Below are 18,120 nucleotides of genomic sequence, written 5' to 3'. Positions count from 1 at the left end.
GACAAATGTAAAAATGAATATCTTCATGGTTGATTACACATAACGACGCGTTCAGCCGTTTATCGGCTGCAACGCCTTGTTAAGTTTTTCTTTGGCGCCAACAGCAGTGATAAGTGGCGCCAAATCATTAAGCGTTTGTATTTTGTCTAAGAAAGGCACTGCATGTTCAGAGAGCATAGCTCTCCCTCTTTTTTCGAAGTCTCGGAGAAATCCTTCCTCGGTTCGACAAAATAATTTTTCACTACGAAATCCAACACCACGCTTGCTATGCACATGACCATGCATAGGACACCCAATGTTATCAGGGTGTTTTTCAGAAAACTCTTCATCCAAAAGCGGAGAGTGAGCAAATGCTAAAATATCGTATTTGGGGCTTCGCTTTGCTCTCCACGCAACTACATAGTGATAAATATTACCCTCGGTTTTTCTCCAAAATACAGCCGTCTTTGAGTTGTCGGTTGTGAATCCATGCGACTCTAACGCGCTGCCAAAGCACTGCTCTACTAATCGATATCTTTTCGCCGTCGATATTTGTCCTGATTTTGTTAGCATATCTCTCCTGAAACTTAACGCCTAAAGCAGCCGCGCAGTATGCGTCGGATGCCTTTTCTTGTTAAGTATTGAGCTTTGGTAATGGCTTTCACCAAAACCACCAACGATTGACGATATTCTTCCAAAAATAATCGCCATATTTCATAGCCCAAAGCCCTGATAAAAACGTAGCTATTCCAACTAATAACCAAACAATGTCAGGGCTATCCAGTCGGATAGTAAAAAGTAAATTAAAGGTTATTAAAGATGACAGAAAACCAAATACGGCACCGCAGATAAAACGTATGACTTTTGCTTCCATGTCAGAAGGAAGATCTTCCATGTTTATACTTTCCCTTTGGCTTGATACTTAACGCCTAAAGCAACCGCGCAGTATGCGTCGGATGCCTTTGCTTGTTATAACTTTAACCTTTCAAATGATTCGGGTTCACTTCGTCACATTGGACGTAAAGTACCCACCATTTTCTATTTAGGTACTCTTTGTAGTGACCTGTAACTTGATACGATTTTTCAGATACAACCTTTATAGGGCTTTTACAGACTGGGTACACACCACCTTTGGGTGGAAAAGTTGGTATAAAAGAAAATGTATCCTTAGCCACCCATTCTCTTTCTTCTGGAGTTGTAGTGTTTATTCCAAATGCATCCAGTGCCCCAACTTTGTTTTCATACATATGTATTTCAAAGTTATGAGTATCAGCCTGAACTTCTTTGTACCTAATAGCTCCATCGTGAATAAAGGTTGCGGAAATACCTTTGGTATTGGCACCTGTGCAACCTGCAAGGTAAAGAGATACCAAGGCAACAGAAGCGAATTTGGCAAAGTGCATGTTCATATCCTTATTGAGTTATAACGCTTGTGGCACGGGCAGGCGCGCAGCGGCTGTCCTAGCCAGCTTTGCTGGCGGATGTGACCACTCTTGTTATAAATCAAACCCCAGCCCGACGTAATTTTGTCAAAAAATAACTAATTCCGCTGGCCCTGAAAGCTAACAATATTCCAGCTATTAACTCTACGCTAGGGCCTATTAAATATGTTACATAGATAGCAACATCTTGGACTGATACATAAGTTCCACTCCATATTCCTATAAATGAAGTGGGTAATTGTGAAATAGCAGAGACGATAAAGAAGACACCTAAAACGCTAAGCAGCACTTCTTCAAGATCTGGCTTCGGCGAATCTGTATCTGGGAATTGCTCTATAACTGAATTGCTCAAGCTCCAGAGTTTACGAGTCATGAGCCAGGCCACTATAAGGGTAATAGCAGTAACAATAGCAGGTAATGTAGGTGTTTTATCTAAATCAGGAAAAGTAGCGTAAAGCCCCCAAATTGATGGGATTGAAACCACTGCCATCACTATGAAATAGATGGCAAAAAGTTTGAAACAAATTGCCGAAATTAGCTTCCCGCTCACATTGTGCCCCTTGATTTATAACGCCCGCATTTGTGGCTGGTTTGGAGCGCAGCGGAAAACCAGTCCAGCAACATGCGCTTGTTAGGTGTTTTCTTCACTTGGAACATGCGCTTTCCATTGTTCTTTTACGTAATCATAGAAACCATCCAATTCGGGAGCTTGAACAACTTGCGCTAGCTCTTGCCCTGATTGCGAAAGTAATACTTTGCCTATGGACAATTTATTGTCTTGGTCATTTTCCATTTCCAACGGTAAAAGTTGACCGCAATAAGCTACCGCGAAATTCTTTGGCAATCCTTGTCGGCTAAAACCTGATATTGAATTAAACTGAATCAGTCCTAGGCTATCTAAATGAGACAATGTGCTAAAGTTGATCCCTAGATCGTTATAGATGGCAGCTTGGCTATCAAAGATCAGAGGGGTGAAGTTCCCAAAAGCCCACCCAAACCTACATAAAGTCTGGAACAGTTCTGCATCTTTTTTATCGAGGTCACCAAGTAGATTCACTGTGCGTCTGGAAAATGAGCCTGGTGTATTTGCCTCACCAGCAAGAACATTAGCCCATATAGTTTGCATTTCATCATCCGAAACAATTCTAGACTTATCGAAGAAATTTGTGACCCAGTCATCTTCCATATTAGAAGGGTCGGATTGTTCGTCAAGATGAGGAATAGATTTCTTAGTTATTTCCTCCATGTTCTCTTGCCGGTTAGCTTCCTCTTCAACAAAACGGTGCATTGCTCTGCGATGCAAGTCAGTAATTTCTATCTCTGATTCTGCCTTAATCAAGCTGGCCTCAGCTTCTGCCTTTGCAACACGCTTGATCTGCCATGGTTCAAATACGCCGCCAAGTGCAGAAGAAACCTTTTCAATTAAAGTGTTAGCAGGCTTAGAAATCTCGCCAAGATTTACTAATGATGTGGAATTGTCATCTGACATTGTTTACACCTAACATTTGTATATACGGGGGTCCGTATATCTACCCTAACCGTAGTTGTTTAATAACAGATGTAAGGATTTGAAAAGGAAGGATTAATTCTGAAGTGCTACAGATTCTTCCGTGACAAACCGCGCATGCGCTATATCAATTGATATACGGGGGTCCGTGTATCTACCCCAGCTAGACTTCCATCTGTCTGATTTATTTACTTTTTTAACTTAATCTTGGTAGCAAAACAAGCAAGACGCATCTAGATAATTCACTAATTCGGTCACTTAATTTGCCAACCCACAAATATACTGTATATTTATACATATATTACATGGAGGTAATTGGTATGGCTCAGAGCCCTTTTCTTAATAAAGTACGCAAGGAAATTCGGTTACGTGGTTACAGCATTCGTACCGAGAAAACTTACATCTACTGGATTAAGCAATTTATTTATTTCCATAAGAAGAAACATCCTGAGGCCATGGGCGCAGAAGAGGTAAAGAGCTATCTATCAAGTATGGCGGAAAACCGATCAGTGGCCATTAATACCCAAAAAGTAGCATTAAACGCTTTGGTTTTTCTTTATCACAAAATCCTTAATCGCCCGTTGGGCGATCTTAATTTCCGTTATGCAACTAAACAGCGTCACTTACCTACCGTTTTAACGCCCACTGAAGTTCAAAAAATCATTTCATGTACGTCAGGGCGAAATCAGACTGTTTTTAAGCTCCTTTATGGCAGCGGCCTGAGATTAAACGAATGCTTAAGGTTAAGAATTCAGGATGTGGATTTAGAGCAAAATGCATTAACCGTTCGAGATGGGAAAGGTAACAAAGATAGAAAAACCTTACTAAGCCCATCGGTAAAGCCTGAACTTAAAAAGCTCATTGATACAGCCAAGAGTATTCAGCAACAAGACAATGAACGTGGTATTGGCCCTTCTATGCCATATGGGCTTAATAAAAAGTATCCGAATGGCTTTAGGCAACATAAGTGGATGTACCTGTTTCCTTCCACCAGCATCTGCTGCTATCCAGACTCTAAAGATCAATGCCGTCATCACTTGCATGACACCGTAATAGGCAAAGCGTTACGACAAGCAGTAATAGAATCAGGTATTACGGACAAAAGGATTACTTGCCATACATTCAGACATTCTTTTGCAACGCACTTATTACAAGAAGGCAGAGACATTCGTACGGTCCAAGAGCTGCTCGGCCACAACGACGTTAAAACAACTCAGATTTATACCCATGTGTTGGGCCTGCATTACGCTGGCACCAATAGCCCATTAGAACGGCTTAATTTTGAGTAAATTGACAATCAGACCCTGATACAAAAAAAACGCCCGAAGGCGTGTTTAATAATTGCTTTACGCTCGATCCACCCCAACATCAAAACGAAGCAGACATATAGTCATCCATTTTTATAATGTTGAAAGTACTTCCCATTCTTTCAACATGAAAGACCCTTTGGTCGAAACCGGCTTTTCTATCATTTAGCGGTAATGGTTCATATTTATAACGAACATGGGCTTTAAAACTCTCACCCTGCCCTTCAAGACGTACTTTTTCGATATAGGCAATCTTAAACTCACCAGCCCACATTCCTTCGTGATCGTAATGATGCGTAATAAGGCGCTTTAAACGCTCCATATTAAAACGCTTTTCTTTCACTACCTTTTTGGCTGTAACAGCGTTACAGGTCCAAACATGGTTGCCACAGTATTCACCACCAGAACGTTTCAGACACTCACTCAACGCGATATTGTTTGCGTTTTGCTTGTTATCTGCCTTCCCCCAACCATAAGCAGTGCCTACGTCTCCACTAATCGTGCGATAAGCACCGCATCGATTAACACCAGACAACTCCAAGACAACCGAGCAACTACCACCACGACTATTACATTCACTTAATGCTCGATTGTTCGCTTGAGATTGTGAACTATAGTCATGGGACCAACCAAAATAGAATCCATTATTTCTGTCTACTGCCAAGGCACCGAATTTACCATCAGCCATTGCAGAGGTTGATAACAATGGCACTGCGATCATCGCGATAAGTGACTTTTTCATTGAGACTTGTCCTTAATCTATCAATTAGTTCTCACTAGGCATAAAGCTTCAAAGCCTATGCTCATGTTAATCTACAAGGCGATCAGCCCTGAGTCGTATTTTCATAATGCAGACCAAAAAAAACACGCTGTGAAAAGCGTGTTTTTCTTAACCAATCTGAGATTAGATCTCAGTTTTCCCACCCATGTATGATTGTAGGGCTTCTGGAATTTGGATCTTACCGTCTGCAGTTTGGTAGTTTTCCATAACGGCTAGCAGTGTACGACCTACCGCTAGACCAGAGCCATTTAGCGTATGTAGAAGTTCAGGCTTACCTGTTTCTGGGTTTCTCCAACGTGCTTTTAGGCGACGTGCTTGGAAGTCTGTCATGTTAGATACAGAGGAGATCTCACGGTACTTATCCTGACCTGGTAACCACACTTCGATATCGTATGTTTTAGCAGAGCTAAAGCCTAGATCGCCACCACATAGTGTTACTACACGGTATGGTAGGTTTAGTTTCTGTAGGATGGCTTCAGCATGACGGATCATGTCTTCTAGCGCATCCCAAGACTTTGATGGCTCAACGATCTGTACCATCTCAACTTTTTCAAACTGGTGCTGACGGATCATACCGCGTGTATCACGACCAGATGAACCTGCTTCAGAACGGAAACAAGGCGTGTGCGCTGTGTACTTCATTGGCAGCTGAGCGGCATCAACGATTTCGTCACGAACGATGTTTGTTACTGGTACTTCTGCCGTTGGGATCAGGTAGTACTGACGATCACCGAACGGTACTTTAAACAGATCTTCTCCAAACTTAGGTAGCTGACCGGTACCACGAAGGCTGTCTTCGTTAACCATGTACGGTACGTAAGTTTCTGTGTAACCGTGCTCTTCAATCTGTGTATCAAGCATGAACTGGATAAGCGCACGGTGTAGACGCGCCAATTTACCAGTCATTACAGAGAAACGAGAACCGGTCAGTTTAGCAGCCGTTTCAAAATCTAGCTCACCACTCTTTTCACCAAGCGCAACGTGATCTTGTGGTTCGAAGTCGAATTCACGCGGTGTACCCCAACGGCGTACTTCTACGTTATCTTCTTCGTCGGCACCTTCTGGTACTTCATCACTTGGGATGTTTGGTACGCCAGAAAGTAGCTCTTCCAAGTTGTCCTGAAGGTTATTCAGCTCATCTTTAGCTGCATCTAGCTTGTTACCGAGATCAGCAACTTCTGCTAGCAATGGCTGGATATCTTCACCAGCAGCTTTTGCTTTACCAATGCCTTTCGATCGTGTGTTTCGCTCGCTCTGTAGGTTCTCAGTTTCAACCTGAAGCTGTTTACGCTGGTTTTCCAGCTCAACAAACTGATCAACCGGGAATTCAAAACCTTTTTTCTTCAGCAGCTGTGCTACTTCTTCCGGGTTAGCACGGACAATTTTTGCGTCGAGCATGAGCTTTTAAAACACCTATGTATAAAGATTAAAACAAGCGTGTAAACCAAAGGCCGCCATACATGGCAACCAAACACAGTAGAACGCTTAATAATATATAAATCGCAGCCGACATCATATGCCCTTGCTGCAGCATTGCGACAGTTTCTAACGAAAAAGTAGAAAAAGTTGTGAATGCGCCCATGAAACCAACCATTAATAGCGGTCGCATCTCTGGACTGAGTTTGGATTTTTCTAGAATTAGAACAAATAACACGCCCATTAAAAAGGAGCCAACCACGTTACAAGTTAGCGTGCCGTAAGGAATTCGATGCTCAGCATTATTCAGCAAACTACTTACCCAATAGCGACCTAATGCCCCCGTTGCACCACCTATGGCAATTGCGATGAGATTTAACATCCCTTAATCCTTTCCCTGCGGTTATTCGTCTGAATAGCGTTTGAGCGGGCTTTGTTGATCGAGCTGTTTAAGGCGACGTAATTTCTCACCAATTTTCAGCTCCAAGCCTCTTTCTTGAGGATGATACCACTGCTGATCTGCAATTTCTGGCGGTAAATAAGATTCTCCAGCCGCATAGGAACCGGGTTCATTATGCGCGTAGCGGTATTCATCACCGTAGCCCATCTCTTTCATCAAGCTGGTTGGTGCATTTCGAAGATGAACCGGCACTTCATAGTCTTGCTGTGCCTTAACGTCTGCCATGCATTGATTGAAAGCCTGATAAACTGCATTACTCTTTGGCGCAGAAGCACAGTAGATAGCGGCTTGTGCTATTGCCCTTTCACCTTCTGCCGGTCCTACTCGATCAAATGCATCCCATGCTGACAAGGCAACTTGCATAGCGCGTGGATCAGCATTTCCAATATCTTCGGAGGCAATCGCCACCAGCCGCCTTGCTATATATAAAGGGTCACAACCACCATCCAGCATCCGGCAATACCAATACAAAGCCCCATCTGGGGATGAGCCTCTTACTGATTTATGAAATGCAGAAATTTGATCGTAAAAGATATCGCCCTGTTTATCGTAACGACGACCCGTAGAACGCAATACTTCAGCAAGAACCTCTTCATTAATCAGTTCAGTTCCATCCGCCTGTATTTCGGCTAGATCCGTTGCAATCTCTAACAGGTTTAGGGAACGTCTGGCATCACCGTCCGCAGCTTGCGCTAAACGCGCTAACATATCGTCGGTAATCTGGAAGTTTCTGCTACCCAGCCCTTTTTCGCTGTCGTGAATTGCGCGGTGAAGAACCTCTAGAATCTCGCTTTCTTGGAGGGACTTTAAGGTGTACACCCTCGCACGCGAAAGTAAGGCGTTGTTCAACTCAAAAGATGGGTTTTCTGTGGTTGCGCCCACAAAGATGATGGTGCCGTCCTCTACATAAGGTAGAAAGGCATCCTGCTGGGATTTGTTAAAGCGGTGAACCTCATCCACAAAGAGGATCGTTTTCCGGCCACTTTGCATCGAATGCTGCTTTGCTTGCTCTACCGCGATGCGAATATCTTTTACGCCCGATAAAACAGCAGAAAGCGTAATAAAGTGCGCATCAACATGGTGAGCAATCAATTTTGCGAGCGTTGTTTTCCCTACACCTGGCGGCCCCCAGAACACCATAGAATGAGCAACGCCCTGTTCTAATGTAGTACGCAGTGGTTTGTCTGGCCCTAATAAGTGGGACTGACCAATATATTCGGTCAGTGTTCTTGGACGCATACGAGCCGCTAATGGCTCGTATGCAGGCGCTTGGGAAAATAGATCCACTCTATTCCTCAATATCTACAATAACGTCTGTTCCTTCTGGAACACGGAAATAAAAGCTTTGATTGGTCAATTCTGGGTTCAGTGTCTGCTCTGCAAATACAACAGATGTGCGCTGGCCCAGAGAGTCTTCTAGCATCAGTTCAGAGATCACATTGCCAGCAAACGCTAAACGAATACGACTGAAACTGTATTGATCGGATTTCGGTTTAAGATCAAATATCTGCTCACTTCCGGTATCTTCGACTAAACGAACTGCGTAAGTTTTCTGCAGCTCACCAATTTGGCCATTTAAAATCAAAGCGGGTGCGCTATCTTGTTGAGTATCTGCGGCTCTTTGCGTCACTTGTTCTAAATCAGGATCATAGATCCAGATATATTCGCCGTCAGAAACAATCTCTTGTGGGAATGGTTGCTGAGTTTCCCAACGAAAACGATTCGGCTTCGCTAAAAGAAGACTACCCTCTGTTTTCTGTGCTTCACGGCCATTCTCAGCCAAGGTAACTTGCTCAAACTTGGCTGAAAAGCTGTCGTAACCTTGTAGTAGCTCATTCAGTTTATTGGCACCATCGGTTGCGGCCATTGCAACACTACTCCCTGCGATAAGGCAGGCTGATGCGGTATGAATAGCAATTTTCTTAATGTAGCTCGTTAATCTCATACTAAACCTTTAAGGTGATATTACATCTCACCGTTCGGAGATGGGGCTAATACTTCACGTTGCCCATTACTGCCCGCTGTACTTACGACACCTGCCGCTTCCATCGCCTCAACCATTCTTGCTGCGCGGTTATAACCAATTTTCAATTTACGCTGCACGCTAGAAATTGAGGCTTTGCGGGTTTCCAATACAAATGCGACCGCTTCGTCATATAGCGGGTCTTGTTCATCATCGAACAGTGAACCTGAACCTCCGCCGTCTGAAACGGCATCACCTTCCGTAATTTCAGTAATATAATCTGGCTGACCTAGTTTCTTCCACGCCTCTACCACACGATGCACTTCATCATCGCTTACAAATGCACCGTGCACACGATTTGGCAAACTTGTACCTGCTGGTAGATAAAGCATGTCACCCCAACCTAACAGGTGCTCTGCGCCAGACTGATCCAAGATTGTTCTGGAATCGATTCTTGAAGATACCTGGAAGGCTATACGCGTTGGAATATTCGCCTTAATTAGACCGGTAATAACATCAACCGAAGGACGTTGTGTTGCAAGGATCAAGTGAATACCTGCAGCACGTGCCTTTTGGGCGATACGTGCAATCAGCTCTTCTACTTTTTTACCTACGATCATCATCATGTCGGCGAATTCGTCAATCACAACAACTATGTAAGGTAGTGGTTCAAGCTCAGGTGCTGGCGTACCGAATGGCTCGCCATGCTCCTCTGCATTCCAAAGTGGATCTAAGAGAGGTTCACCTTTCTTACGGGCTTCTTCAATTTTGTCGTTGAAGCCTGCTAGGTTACGTACACCCATCTTAGCCATAAGACGGTAACGTCGCTCCATCTCACCTACACACCAACGCAAACCCGATGCAGCATCTTTCATGTCGGTGATCACTGGCGTTAATAGATGTGGAATACCTTCATAGATTGAAAGCTCCAACATCTTCGGATCAACCAGGATTAGGCGAACCTCTTCTGGTGTTGCTTTAAATAGCAACGAAAGAAGCATGGCGTTTACACCTACCGACTTACCCGAACCGGTTGTACCCGCCACCAGCAAGTGAGGCATTTTGGCAAGGTTTGCTACCACAGGATTACCCGCAATATCATTGCCTAAACCAATGGTCACTTTAGAACCAGCTGAAAGGTACGGTTTAGAACTCAGCACTTCACTCAAATGTACGGTTAGACGGGATTCATTTGGTATTTCGATACCAACAACAGACTTACCTGCAATAACCTCTACCACGCGCACGCTAGTAACCGCCATTGAGCGTGCAAGATCTTTAGCTAGGTTAGTAATCTTGCTGGCTTTAACGCCCGGTGCTGGCTGAATCTCAAATCGAGTGATTACAGGGCCTGGATTTACCTCTACGACCTCTGCAATAACATTAAAGTCTTTTAGCTTACTCTCAAGCAAGCGAGACATCTGCTCTAACTCATCGGGTGAGTAACCTGTATCAGTATTCAGTTCTGGCGGGTCTAACAGTTCTAACGGTGGAATCTTGCGTGCAGGTTTACGTTTCGGCGCACCGGCTTCGTCTAAACCAAGCTCCTTATCTTGCATTGGTTTATGCGTTTCAGATAGAGGTACGATTTTAACCTGTGGTTTAGGGTCTTCCGCAGCTACTGATGGTGTTACAACTGGAGCAGGTGTTGAAACAGGACGCACAACTTCTGGCTCTTCCACAGCTTGATGTACAGGTTCCGCTTGCACTGGTTCAGACGCTGTAAGAATTTCGCCGGTTTCAATATCAATCTGTTCTTCGATCGGTTGTTCAACCTTAGTTTCTTGGCGAGCACGCTGTGGTCTTACCAAAGGCACTTCCTCAACTACTGGTTCCTTATTTTCAGCAGTATCAGTTACACCTGTAGAGCTAAATCTAGAGGCAAATTTATCTTCAATCGTTGCCGGCTTAGCACTGTCAGAGAAACTCGGTTCAATACGGTCATTAACTACTGGAGGCGCTTGTTCTTCGAACTGATCCTTTATGTAGTCTCTTTGCAAAGTCGCTTCGGCTTTAGAAAGCTCCTCATCTGACAAATCTAGAGAAGCTTCTCTTACTTCTTGGTGTTGCGGTAAGACAGATTCTGTCGACTTAACAACTTTCTGGCCTACTCGCTCAAGCACTTTACCCCAGCCCATCTCTAACAGTAGAGTTAATCCAAACAAAAGTAGAGCAAAGAGTACTAAAGAGCTGCCTAACACACTTAACAAAGATACTGCTAAGTCAGAAACCGCCTCACCTAAAATACCGCCCGCAGTAAATGGATAGTCCAAACCAGTATTAGAGATGTGAGTTGCACTCAACGCACTGAAAGCTGTTAAAAACAGCAAGGCGCCTGTTAATCGCAACATAAAGAAAGGAATAACATCCAAAGCACCGCTATGCTTTCTAAATAGAAAACGACCGGTTTGATACAAAATTAGAAGCGGTATAAAAAACGCAGCTAACCCTAGACCTGAAATCAGAAGATCAGCAATCCAAGCCCCTACTGGACCCGCCAAATTGCTAATCTCTGGCTGATAGCCAAGGTGAGACCATCCAGAATCCTTTGGATTAAATCCTAGCAAAGCCACGATTAAAAACAGGCTGACCGTAACAACAACGATTAAACTCGATTCACGGCTGATTCTTACAAGTAATTCGGGAAAACTTAAACGTTGTCCGTTGTCGGTCGCGCTCAAGGGTGAAGCTCCATAGATCTGTATTAAAAAACCAATGACTACAATAACATAATTTAATCCGCGACTAACGGTTGAAGCGCATTGGTTTATAATTCATAGTTACGAGATGCAGGTTTTCTTTACTCTTATCTGTAATATATCTGCACTGAATTTATACTAAGCTTTTGTATCTGAATTATTTCAATGGATGCACACTATGTCTCTGACCAATTTACATACAGATAACCGCCGCGCTTTAACCTTCCCGATTGGTTCAAGTATGTATGGTATCGATGTCAGCAACATTCTTTCGTTTTCAGATAGCTTCGGTGAAATAAAGTATTCCACTGAGCACGTTGATGGATTTATCGGTTATTTAGATTTCCGCAACACTTTAGTGCAAGTATTTGAATGCGCAACGTCACTTGCCCATAGCAAAGAAAGAGACACGATTTTAGAGCTTATCGCTGAAATCAAAGTCTACCAGCAAGCTCATATTGACTGGATGGATGCACTTGAACACTCGATTCGTTCTGGTGAACCTTTTACTAAAGCTAGAGATCCTCATGCATGCGCATTTGGCCAATGGTTTTACAGTTATAAAACCGAAGATGATGGTTTGAGAGCCCTGCTCGACAAAATCGAACAGCCTCATAAAGACATTCACTCTTTAGGCGATAAGCTTTTAGATATGACATCTGCTGGTAATCAAGAAGAAGCGGTTGAAATGCTGCGTATTGAGCGCCAAACCTCTCTGAAAAAGCTCCTACGTACTCTCGAGCATATTCAGGATTACCTTAAAAACAGCATCCACCCAATTGTTTTGCATCTGACTAAAGATGGCCGTACACCATGGTTCTCTATGGTATTGGACAATATCGGTGATATTATCGATTACTCTCCGGTGGCCATGGATAATCTAAAAACGATTGATCAAAGCACACCAATTGAAGGTTATGTAAGAGACCCTTCTGGTGAAAGCTTTATGATGCTGTCATTAGAACAATTCTATGAACACGCCAGTGCAAAACTCAGCATGGCGGGTTGATATTTTCTTAGTACACCCCATTAATACACTCATAACTTTTTAACGGATTCATTTTTTTACTATGAGCGACGTACAACATCACCAGTTAATTATTCTTGGAAGCGGCCCTGCGGGCTACACAGCAGCCGTTTACGCAGCACGTGCAAACCTTAACCCAGTTGTTATTACCGGTATGCAGGCTGGCGGCCAGCTAACAACTACAACCGACGTTGACAACTGGCCTGGTGACGTTGACGGTGTTCAAGGTCCTGAATTGATGCAGCGTATGCAACAGCACGCTGAGCGTTTTGACACTCAAGTAATCTTTGATCACATCAACGAAACTGACCTTCAAAATCGTCCTTTCCGCCTTAAAGGTGACATGGGCGAGTACACTTGTGATGCGCTAATCATCTCTACAGGCGCTTCAGCTCAATACCTAGGCCTGCCTTCTGAAGAAACGTTTGCAGGTAAAGGTGTATCAGCATGTGCAACATGTGACGGTTTCTTCTACCGCGGCCAGAAAGTAGCTGTTGTCGGCGGTGGTAACACTGCTGTTGAAGAAGCTCTTTACCTATCTAACATCGCTGAAGAAGTCACACTGATTCACCGTCGTGATTCTTTGCGCTCTGAAAAGATCCTGCAAGACAAAATCCTTGATCGCGCAGAGAACGGCAACATCAATATCATTTGGAACCACACACTGGAAGAAGTTGTGGGTGACGATACTGGCGTTACAGGCCTTCGCCTTAAGAGCACGACTGATGGCGCTGAGCAGAATCTAGATGTTGCTGGCGTATTTATTGCGATCGGTCACAAGCCAAACACAGATATCTTCGAAGGTCAGCTTGAAATGAAAGATGGCTACCTGAAGATTCAATCAGGTCTTGAAGGTAACGCAACTCAAACATCTGTAGAAGGTGTTTACGCTGCAGGTGACGTATGTGATCACATCTACCGTCAGGCAATCACATCAGCTGGTTTCGGCTGCATGGCAGCGCTTGATGCAGAGCGCTACCTAGACGATCTAGAAAAATAAGTGAGACCGAAGCTGCCTTCATGGCAGCTTCTTTTTTTATGCTTCCTTGGTTACAAGATTCAAACGATCCATTCCCTCCTATCGATCAAGCTTTAGAAGATCCAAATGGATTATTAGCGGCAGGCGGTGATTTAACGCCTGAACGCTTAGTTTCTGCTTATCGAATGGGCATTTTCCCCTGGTACAGCCCCGGTGAACCGATTCTATGGTGGAGCCCGAGTCCTCGCTGCGTCATTACGCCGGATGAACTACATGTTTCGCGCAGCATGCGAAAACGTCTTAAGAAAGATGACTACAGAGTCGAGTTCGACAAGAACTTTGCCGATGTCATAGCGGCGTGTGCTGCACCACGTAAAGGTGAAGATGGCACTTGGATAACCAATGATATCCAAAACGCCTACAACCACCTACATAAATTAGGTGTAGCCCACTCAGTGGAGGTCTACATGAACGGAGAACTCGTCGGCGGCCTTTATGGGTTAGCAATCGGAAAACTGTTCTTTGGCGAATCTATGTTTAGTCGAAAACGCGATGCTTCTAAAATTGCGTTAATAAAAATGGTCGAACAGCTGGAAAAGTGGGGCTATGCTTTAATTGACTGCCAGGTAAGCAATGAGCACCTGTTTTCACTAGGCGCTTATGAGATACCCAGAGAGTCATTTCAAAGCTACTTGGATAAATACCTTGATCAACCGCTCGATCATAGCTGGCAGTTTGAAACACATGGCGATTAATTGGAGTTAAGTGTGACGAACCTTAGGACTTTGCACTTTTATGCCACACCAGAACACGATTGCAGCTATCTAGAAAACAAAACAGCTAAAACTCTGTTTGTCGATCCGCATGCTGAAATTGATCAGTATACTTACGGTCAGCTTTCAGACTTGGGTTTTCGTCGTAGTGGCAAACACATCTATCGTCCCCACTGTGACGGCTGTAACGCGTGTATATCCGTCAGAATTCCTTTGGCAATTTTCGAACTCAAGAAAAGCCAAAAACGAATTATCAATAAAAACAAAGACCTAACCGTTACAGTGAAACCAGCTCACTTTACCGAAGAGTATTACACACTTTACTCACGTTACATCAATGAACGTCACCAAGATGGAGATATGTACCCCCCAAGCCTTGATCAATTTAACTCATTCTTGGTTGAAGGTGAGGAACATACTCAGTTTTTAGAATTCAGAGACGGAGATTCAAATCTGCTGGCTGTCAGCGTGATTGATCGTCTACAGCAAGGCTTATCCGCTATCTATACTTTCTACGATCCTTCTTTCCCTAAGCGTAGCTTGGGCACCTACTGCATATTATGGCAACTACAACACTGCCAAGATGAAGGTCTAAATTACTTATACTTAGGCTATTGGGTTAAAGAGTGCCGCAAAATGAGCTACAAAGTCGCCTTTCAGCCGTTTGAGTTGCTAATTGATGGCTACTGGACGCTAGTAAAACCGGAATAATCTGCTTATATATAAACAAAACCCTATGTTGCCGTAATTGTCTTTGATAATGCCCTTTTTTTCAGGCACAATACCGCGCAATTATTCGGTCCAGAGTTTCTGGAGATCCTCAACAAGGTAGAGAATTAATGGCTAAAGAAGATAGCATTGAAATGGAAGGCACCGTGGTTGACACGCTCCCGAACACTATGTTCCGTGTTGAGCTGGAAAACGGCCACGTTGTTACTGCACACATCTCAGGTAAGATGCGTAAAAACTACATCCGTATCCTGACAGGCGATAAAGTTAAAGTAGAACTAACTCCATACGACCTAAGCAAAGGCCGTATCGTTTATCGCGCGCGTTAATCATTGCTTTCTCCCTGCTCTGGCAGGACAGAATTTAAAAAGGCAGCCTAATGGCTGCCTTTTTTTGTGTCTCGAATGACCTGCTTATGCGCAGGTCATCGCTTCTACACTGATTTCACCATCGGCATCGACACTAATGGCAACTTCACCACCCTCTTCGGATAGTTCGCCAAATAGAATCATCTCAGCTAACGGCTTCTTCAGCTTCTCTTGAATCAAGCGTTTCATTGGCCGAGCACCCATCTGCTCGTCGTAGCCTTTCTCAGCAAACCAAGTACGGGCTTCGTCATCCAGATGCAGTACTACACGCTTATCTTCCAGTTGAACTTGAAGCTCAGCAAAGAACTTATCAACCACACCTTTAATGATGCCAGTTGTAAGCGCTTTGAACTGAATGATGCCGTCAAGACGGTTACGGAATTCCGGCGTAAACATCTTACGTATCGCAGCCATACCGTCAGAAGCATGATTTTGCTTAGTAAAGCCAATGGAAGCTCGGCTCATATCCTCGGCACCAGCATTGGTAGTCATTACCAAGATCACATTACGGAAATCTGCTTTACGACCGTTGTTATCCGTTAAAGTGCCGCTATCCATCACTTGAAGTAATAGATTAAAGACTTCTGGATGCGCCTTCTCGATCTCATCAAGTAACAGAACACAGTGCGGAGACTTAGTAATCGCTTCTGTCAGCAAACCACCTTGGTCATAGCCTACATAACCAGGAGGCGCACCAATCAAACGAGACACGGTATGACGCTCCATGTACTCAGACATATCAAAGCGAACCAGTTCAATACCCATGATACGTGCTAGCTGCTGCGTTACTTCTGTTTTACCGACACCGGTTGGGCCAGCGAACAAGAAACAACCTACAGGCTTATCTGGCTCTTTAAGACCAGCACGGGAAAGCTTGATTGCAGAAGAGAGCGTATCGATCGCTTCGTCCTGCCCAAGAACAACCATCTTGAGATTGCTATCCAGCTTCGCCAACTGATTCTTATCAGAAGCAGAAACGCTTTTAGGTGGTATACGGGCAATCTTAGCGACAATCGCTTCGATATCTTCCGTACCGATCTCTGCTTTACGCAGCTCTTTTGGCAATAGACGCTGATAAGCACCGGCCTCGTCAATCACATCGATTGCTTTATCAGGCATATGCTTATCGTTAATGTAGCGACCTGCTAGCTCTGCAGCTGCACGTAGTGCTTCATCGCAGTAAGCAAGTTCATGGTGCTCCTCAAAGCGCCCTTTAAGGCCCTTAAGAATCGCATAGGTATCTTCGATACTTGGCTCAAGGACATCCACTTTCTGGAAACGACGTGCTAAAGCACGGTCTTTCTCAAAAATTCCGCGGAACTCTTGGAAAGTAGTAGAACCAATACAACGGATCTGACCTGAACTTAGTAGTGGTTTAAGTAAGTTTGACGCATCCATTGAGCCACCTGATGCTGCGCCAGCACCGATGATGGTATGGATCTCGTCAATAAATAGAATCGCATGATCCTTACCTTTGATCTCGTTTAAAAGACCTTTAAGGCGCTTCTCAAAATCACCACGGTATTTAGTACCAGCAAGCAAAGCACCAAGATCAAGTGAGTATACGATCGACTCTTTGATTATCTCAGGTACTTTATCTTCTACGATTAGCTTTGCTAAACCTTCAGCAATCGCTGTTTTACCTACCCCCGCCTCACCTACAAGTAGAGGATTATTCTTACGACGGCGAGATAGAATCTGTACTACACGCTCTACTTCCGAATCACGCCCTACAAGTGGATCTATACGGCCACTCTCAGCTTCTACATTTAGGTTGATCGCATATTTAGCGAGTGGACTATCATCCTTCTCTTCGCCTGCGGATTCACTTTCTACCGCAGAATCAGAATGCTCGTGATCATGCTCAGACATTTTAGAAATGCCATGCGAGATGTAATTGACGGTATCGATTCGCTCTATGCCATGCTGCTGCAGAATATAAACAGCCTGACTCTCCTGCTCGCTGAAAATCGCTACGAGTACGTTGGCTCCGGTAACTTCATTCTTACCAGATGACTGAACATGGAACACCGCACGCTGAAGTACTCGCTGAAATCCGAGTGTAGGCTGCGTTTCCAAATCAGGTAATGTTTCAGATAGTAAAGGCGTGGTTTCTTCGATGAATGAAGAAAGGTTCTGCCTTATACCTTCAAAGTTAGCACCACAGGCTGCAAGAACTTCATGCGCCTCATAATTATCCAACAACGCCAGCAACAAATGTTCGACAGTTATAAATTCATGTCGCTTTTCCTTTGCGGCCTGGAAAGCTGCACTGAGCGTGTCTTCGAGTTCTCGGTTTAACATAACGGTTCCTCTTCAGACTTTCTCGACTTCACATAGCAGAGGGTGATTATTATCTCTCGCATATTGATTAACTATAGCTGCTTTCGTATCAGCTACATCACGGGTAAATATTCCACATACTCCTTTCCCTTGAGTATGGACCGATAACATAACTTGTGTAGCTTTTTCTTGGTCCATATTAAAAAACATCATGAGCACAGCCACGACGAAATCCATCGGAGTGTAATCATCATTCATTAAAACCACACGATACATCGATGGTTTCTTAAGTTGTGGCTTTGCTTCTTCCGTGACTAATCCGTGATCATGATCAAAATCTTCATGTTCATCTTCATTAGACATTCGAATTACTTTTTGTTCAAAATCAATAGACATCTAACAATCTT

At 43.9% G+C, this 18,120-nt stretch carries 19 protein-coding genes; 6 read left to right on the top strand and 13 right to left on the bottom strand.

The genetic code is table 11. From position 1 onward, the window contains the following. Positions 1 to 51: 51 nt before the first annotated feature. From ACMXYV_RS08295 to ACMXYV_RS08275, 5 genes are all read right to left on the bottom strand, one after another. Positions 52 to 552 (bottom strand): hypothetical protein, encoded by a 501-nt coding sequence (locus ACMXYV_RS08295; protein ID WP_415891301.1) that lies wholly within the window; start codon positions 550 to 552, stop codon positions 52 to 54. An 88-nt stretch (positions 553 to 640) separates the two neighbouring features. Then, on the bottom strand, positions 641 to 874 hold the full coding sequence (locus ACMXYV_RS08290; protein ID WP_415891300.1) for a hypothetical protein: 234 nt from the start codon (positions 872 to 874) through the stop codon (positions 641 to 643). An 82-nt stretch (positions 875 to 956) separates the two neighbouring features. Beyond that, on the bottom strand, positions 957 to 1,382 hold the full coding sequence (locus ACMXYV_RS08285; protein ID WP_415891299.1) for a hypothetical protein: 426 nt from the start codon (positions 1,380 to 1,382) through the stop codon (positions 957 to 959). 100 nt (positions 1,383 to 1,482) lie between these two features. Further along, a complete protein-coding gene (locus tag ACMXYV_RS08280) occupies positions 1,483 to 1,971 on the bottom strand; it encodes a hypothetical protein (protein WP_415891298.1) in 489 nt (162 codons plus the stop codon). An 81-nt stretch (positions 1,972 to 2,052) separates the two neighbouring features. Next, entirely contained in the window at positions 2,053 to 2,910 is an 858-nt protein-coding gene (locus ACMXYV_RS08275; RefSeq protein ID WP_415891297.1) for a DUF2806 domain-containing protein, read from the bottom strand. Positions 2,911 to 3,248: 338 nt separating this feature from the next. Between ACMXYV_RS08275 and ACMXYV_RS08270 the strand changes: the two genes are divergently transcribed. Beyond that, positions 3,249 to 4,217: an integron integrase gene (locus ACMXYV_RS08270; RefSeq protein ID WP_415891296.1), complete on the top strand. Its 969-nt coding sequence runs from the start codon at positions 3,249 to 3,251 to the stop codon at positions 4,215 to 4,217. A 79-nt stretch (positions 4,218 to 4,296) separates the two neighbouring features. On the opposite strand, the gene ACMXYV_RS08265 is transcribed toward ACMXYV_RS08270, so the two are convergent. The 6 genes from ACMXYV_RS08265 to ACMXYV_RS08240 form a co-directional block, all read right to left on the bottom strand. Then, positions 4,297 to 4,977: a DUF4189 domain-containing protein gene (locus ACMXYV_RS08265; protein ID WP_415891295.1), complete on the bottom strand. Its 681-nt coding sequence runs from the start codon at positions 4,975 to 4,977 to the stop codon at positions 4,297 to 4,299. Positions 4,978 to 5,139: 162 nt separating this feature from the next. After that, positions 5,140 to 6,414 (bottom strand): serine--tRNA ligase, encoded by a 1,275-nt coding sequence (gene serS / locus ACMXYV_RS08260; RefSeq protein ID WP_415884483.1) that lies wholly within the window; start codon positions 6,412 to 6,414, stop codon positions 5,140 to 5,142. Between the two features lie 28 nt (positions 6,415 to 6,442). After that, positions 6,443 to 6,814: a fluoride efflux transporter CrcB gene (gene crcB, locus ACMXYV_RS08255; protein ID WP_415884872.1), complete on the bottom strand. Its 372-nt coding sequence runs from the start codon at positions 6,812 to 6,814 to the stop codon at positions 6,443 to 6,445. 21 nt (positions 6,815 to 6,835) lie between these two features. Further along, positions 6,836 to 8,131: a replication-associated recombination protein A gene (locus tag ACMXYV_RS08250; RefSeq protein WP_415891432.1), complete on the bottom strand. Its 1,296-nt coding sequence runs from the start codon at positions 8,129 to 8,131 to the stop codon at positions 6,836 to 6,838. A 49-nt stretch (positions 8,132 to 8,180) separates the two neighbouring features. Beyond that, positions 8,181 to 8,837 carry an outer membrane lipoprotein chaperone LolA gene (gene lolA, locus ACMXYV_RS08245; RefSeq protein ID WP_415891294.1) on the bottom strand — a complete coding sequence of 219 codons (657 nt, stop codon included), beginning with the start codon at positions 8,835 to 8,837 and terminating at the stop codon, positions 8,181 to 8,183. A 20-nt stretch (positions 8,838 to 8,857) separates the two neighbouring features. After that, positions 8,858 to 11,536 (bottom strand): DNA translocase FtsK 4TM domain-containing protein, encoded by a 2,679-nt coding sequence (locus ACMXYV_RS08240; protein WP_415891293.1) that lies wholly within the window; start codon positions 11,534 to 11,536, stop codon positions 8,858 to 8,860. A 196-nt stretch (positions 11,537 to 11,732) separates the two neighbouring features. Here ACMXYV_RS08240 and ACMXYV_RS08235 point away from each other — a divergent pair, with 196 nt between their 5' ends. The 5 genes from ACMXYV_RS08235 to infA all read left to right on the top strand — a co-directional run bounded on the left by ACMXYV_RS08235 (position 11,733) and on the right by infA (position 15,391). Further along, a complete protein-coding gene (locus ACMXYV_RS08235) occupies positions 11,733 to 12,563 on the top strand; it encodes a CZB domain-containing protein (RefSeq protein WP_415891292.1) in 831 nt (276 codons plus the stop codon). A gap of 61 nt (positions 12,564 to 12,624) precedes the next feature. Further along, a complete protein-coding gene (gene trxB, locus ACMXYV_RS08230) occupies positions 12,625 to 13,581 on the top strand; it encodes a thioredoxin-disulfide reductase (protein WP_415891291.1) in 957 nt (318 codons plus the stop codon). Between the two features lie 20 nt (positions 13,582 to 13,601). Then, a complete protein-coding gene (gene aat / locus ACMXYV_RS08225; protein ID WP_415891290.1) occupies positions 13,602 to 14,315 on the top strand; it encodes a leucyl/phenylalanyl-tRNA--protein transferase in 714 nt (237 codons plus the stop codon). Between the two features lie 12 nt (positions 14,316 to 14,327). After that, complete coding sequence (locus ACMXYV_RS08220) at positions 14,328 to 15,044, top strand: arginyltransferase (RefSeq protein ID WP_415891289.1); 717 nt, start codon at positions 14,328 to 14,330, stop codon at positions 15,042 to 15,044. Between the two features lie 128 nt (positions 15,045 to 15,172). Next, entirely contained in the window at positions 15,173 to 15,391 is a 219-nt protein-coding gene (gene infA / locus ACMXYV_RS08215; RefSeq protein WP_027853708.1) for a translation initiation factor IF-1, read from the top strand. 84 nt (positions 15,392 to 15,475) lie between these two features. Here the strand turns inward: infA and clpA are convergent, their stop codons facing one another. Continuing rightward, entirely contained in the window at positions 15,476 to 17,734 is a 2,259-nt protein-coding gene (gene clpA / locus ACMXYV_RS08210) for an ATP-dependent Clp protease ATP-binding subunit ClpA (protein WP_415891288.1), read from the bottom strand. Positions 17,735 to 17,746: 12 nt separating this feature from the next. Next, the gene (gene clpS, locus ACMXYV_RS08205) at positions 17,747 to 18,109 is read right to left on the bottom strand and encodes an ATP-dependent Clp protease adapter ClpS (protein ID WP_415884474.1); all 363 of its coding nucleotides are present in this window, start codon (positions 18,107 to 18,109) and stop codon (positions 17,747 to 17,749) included. Between the last annotated feature and the right edge of the window lie 11 nt (positions 18,110 to 18,120).

Source organism: Neptuniibacter sp. SY11_33 (assembly GCF_047778025.1).
GTDB lineage: Bacteria > Pseudomonadota > Gammaproteobacteria > Pseudomonadales > Balneatricaceae > Neptuniibacter.
The sequence above is the reverse complement of the archived record's forward strand: the minus strand, read 5'-3'. Positions and strand labels throughout refer to the sequence as shown.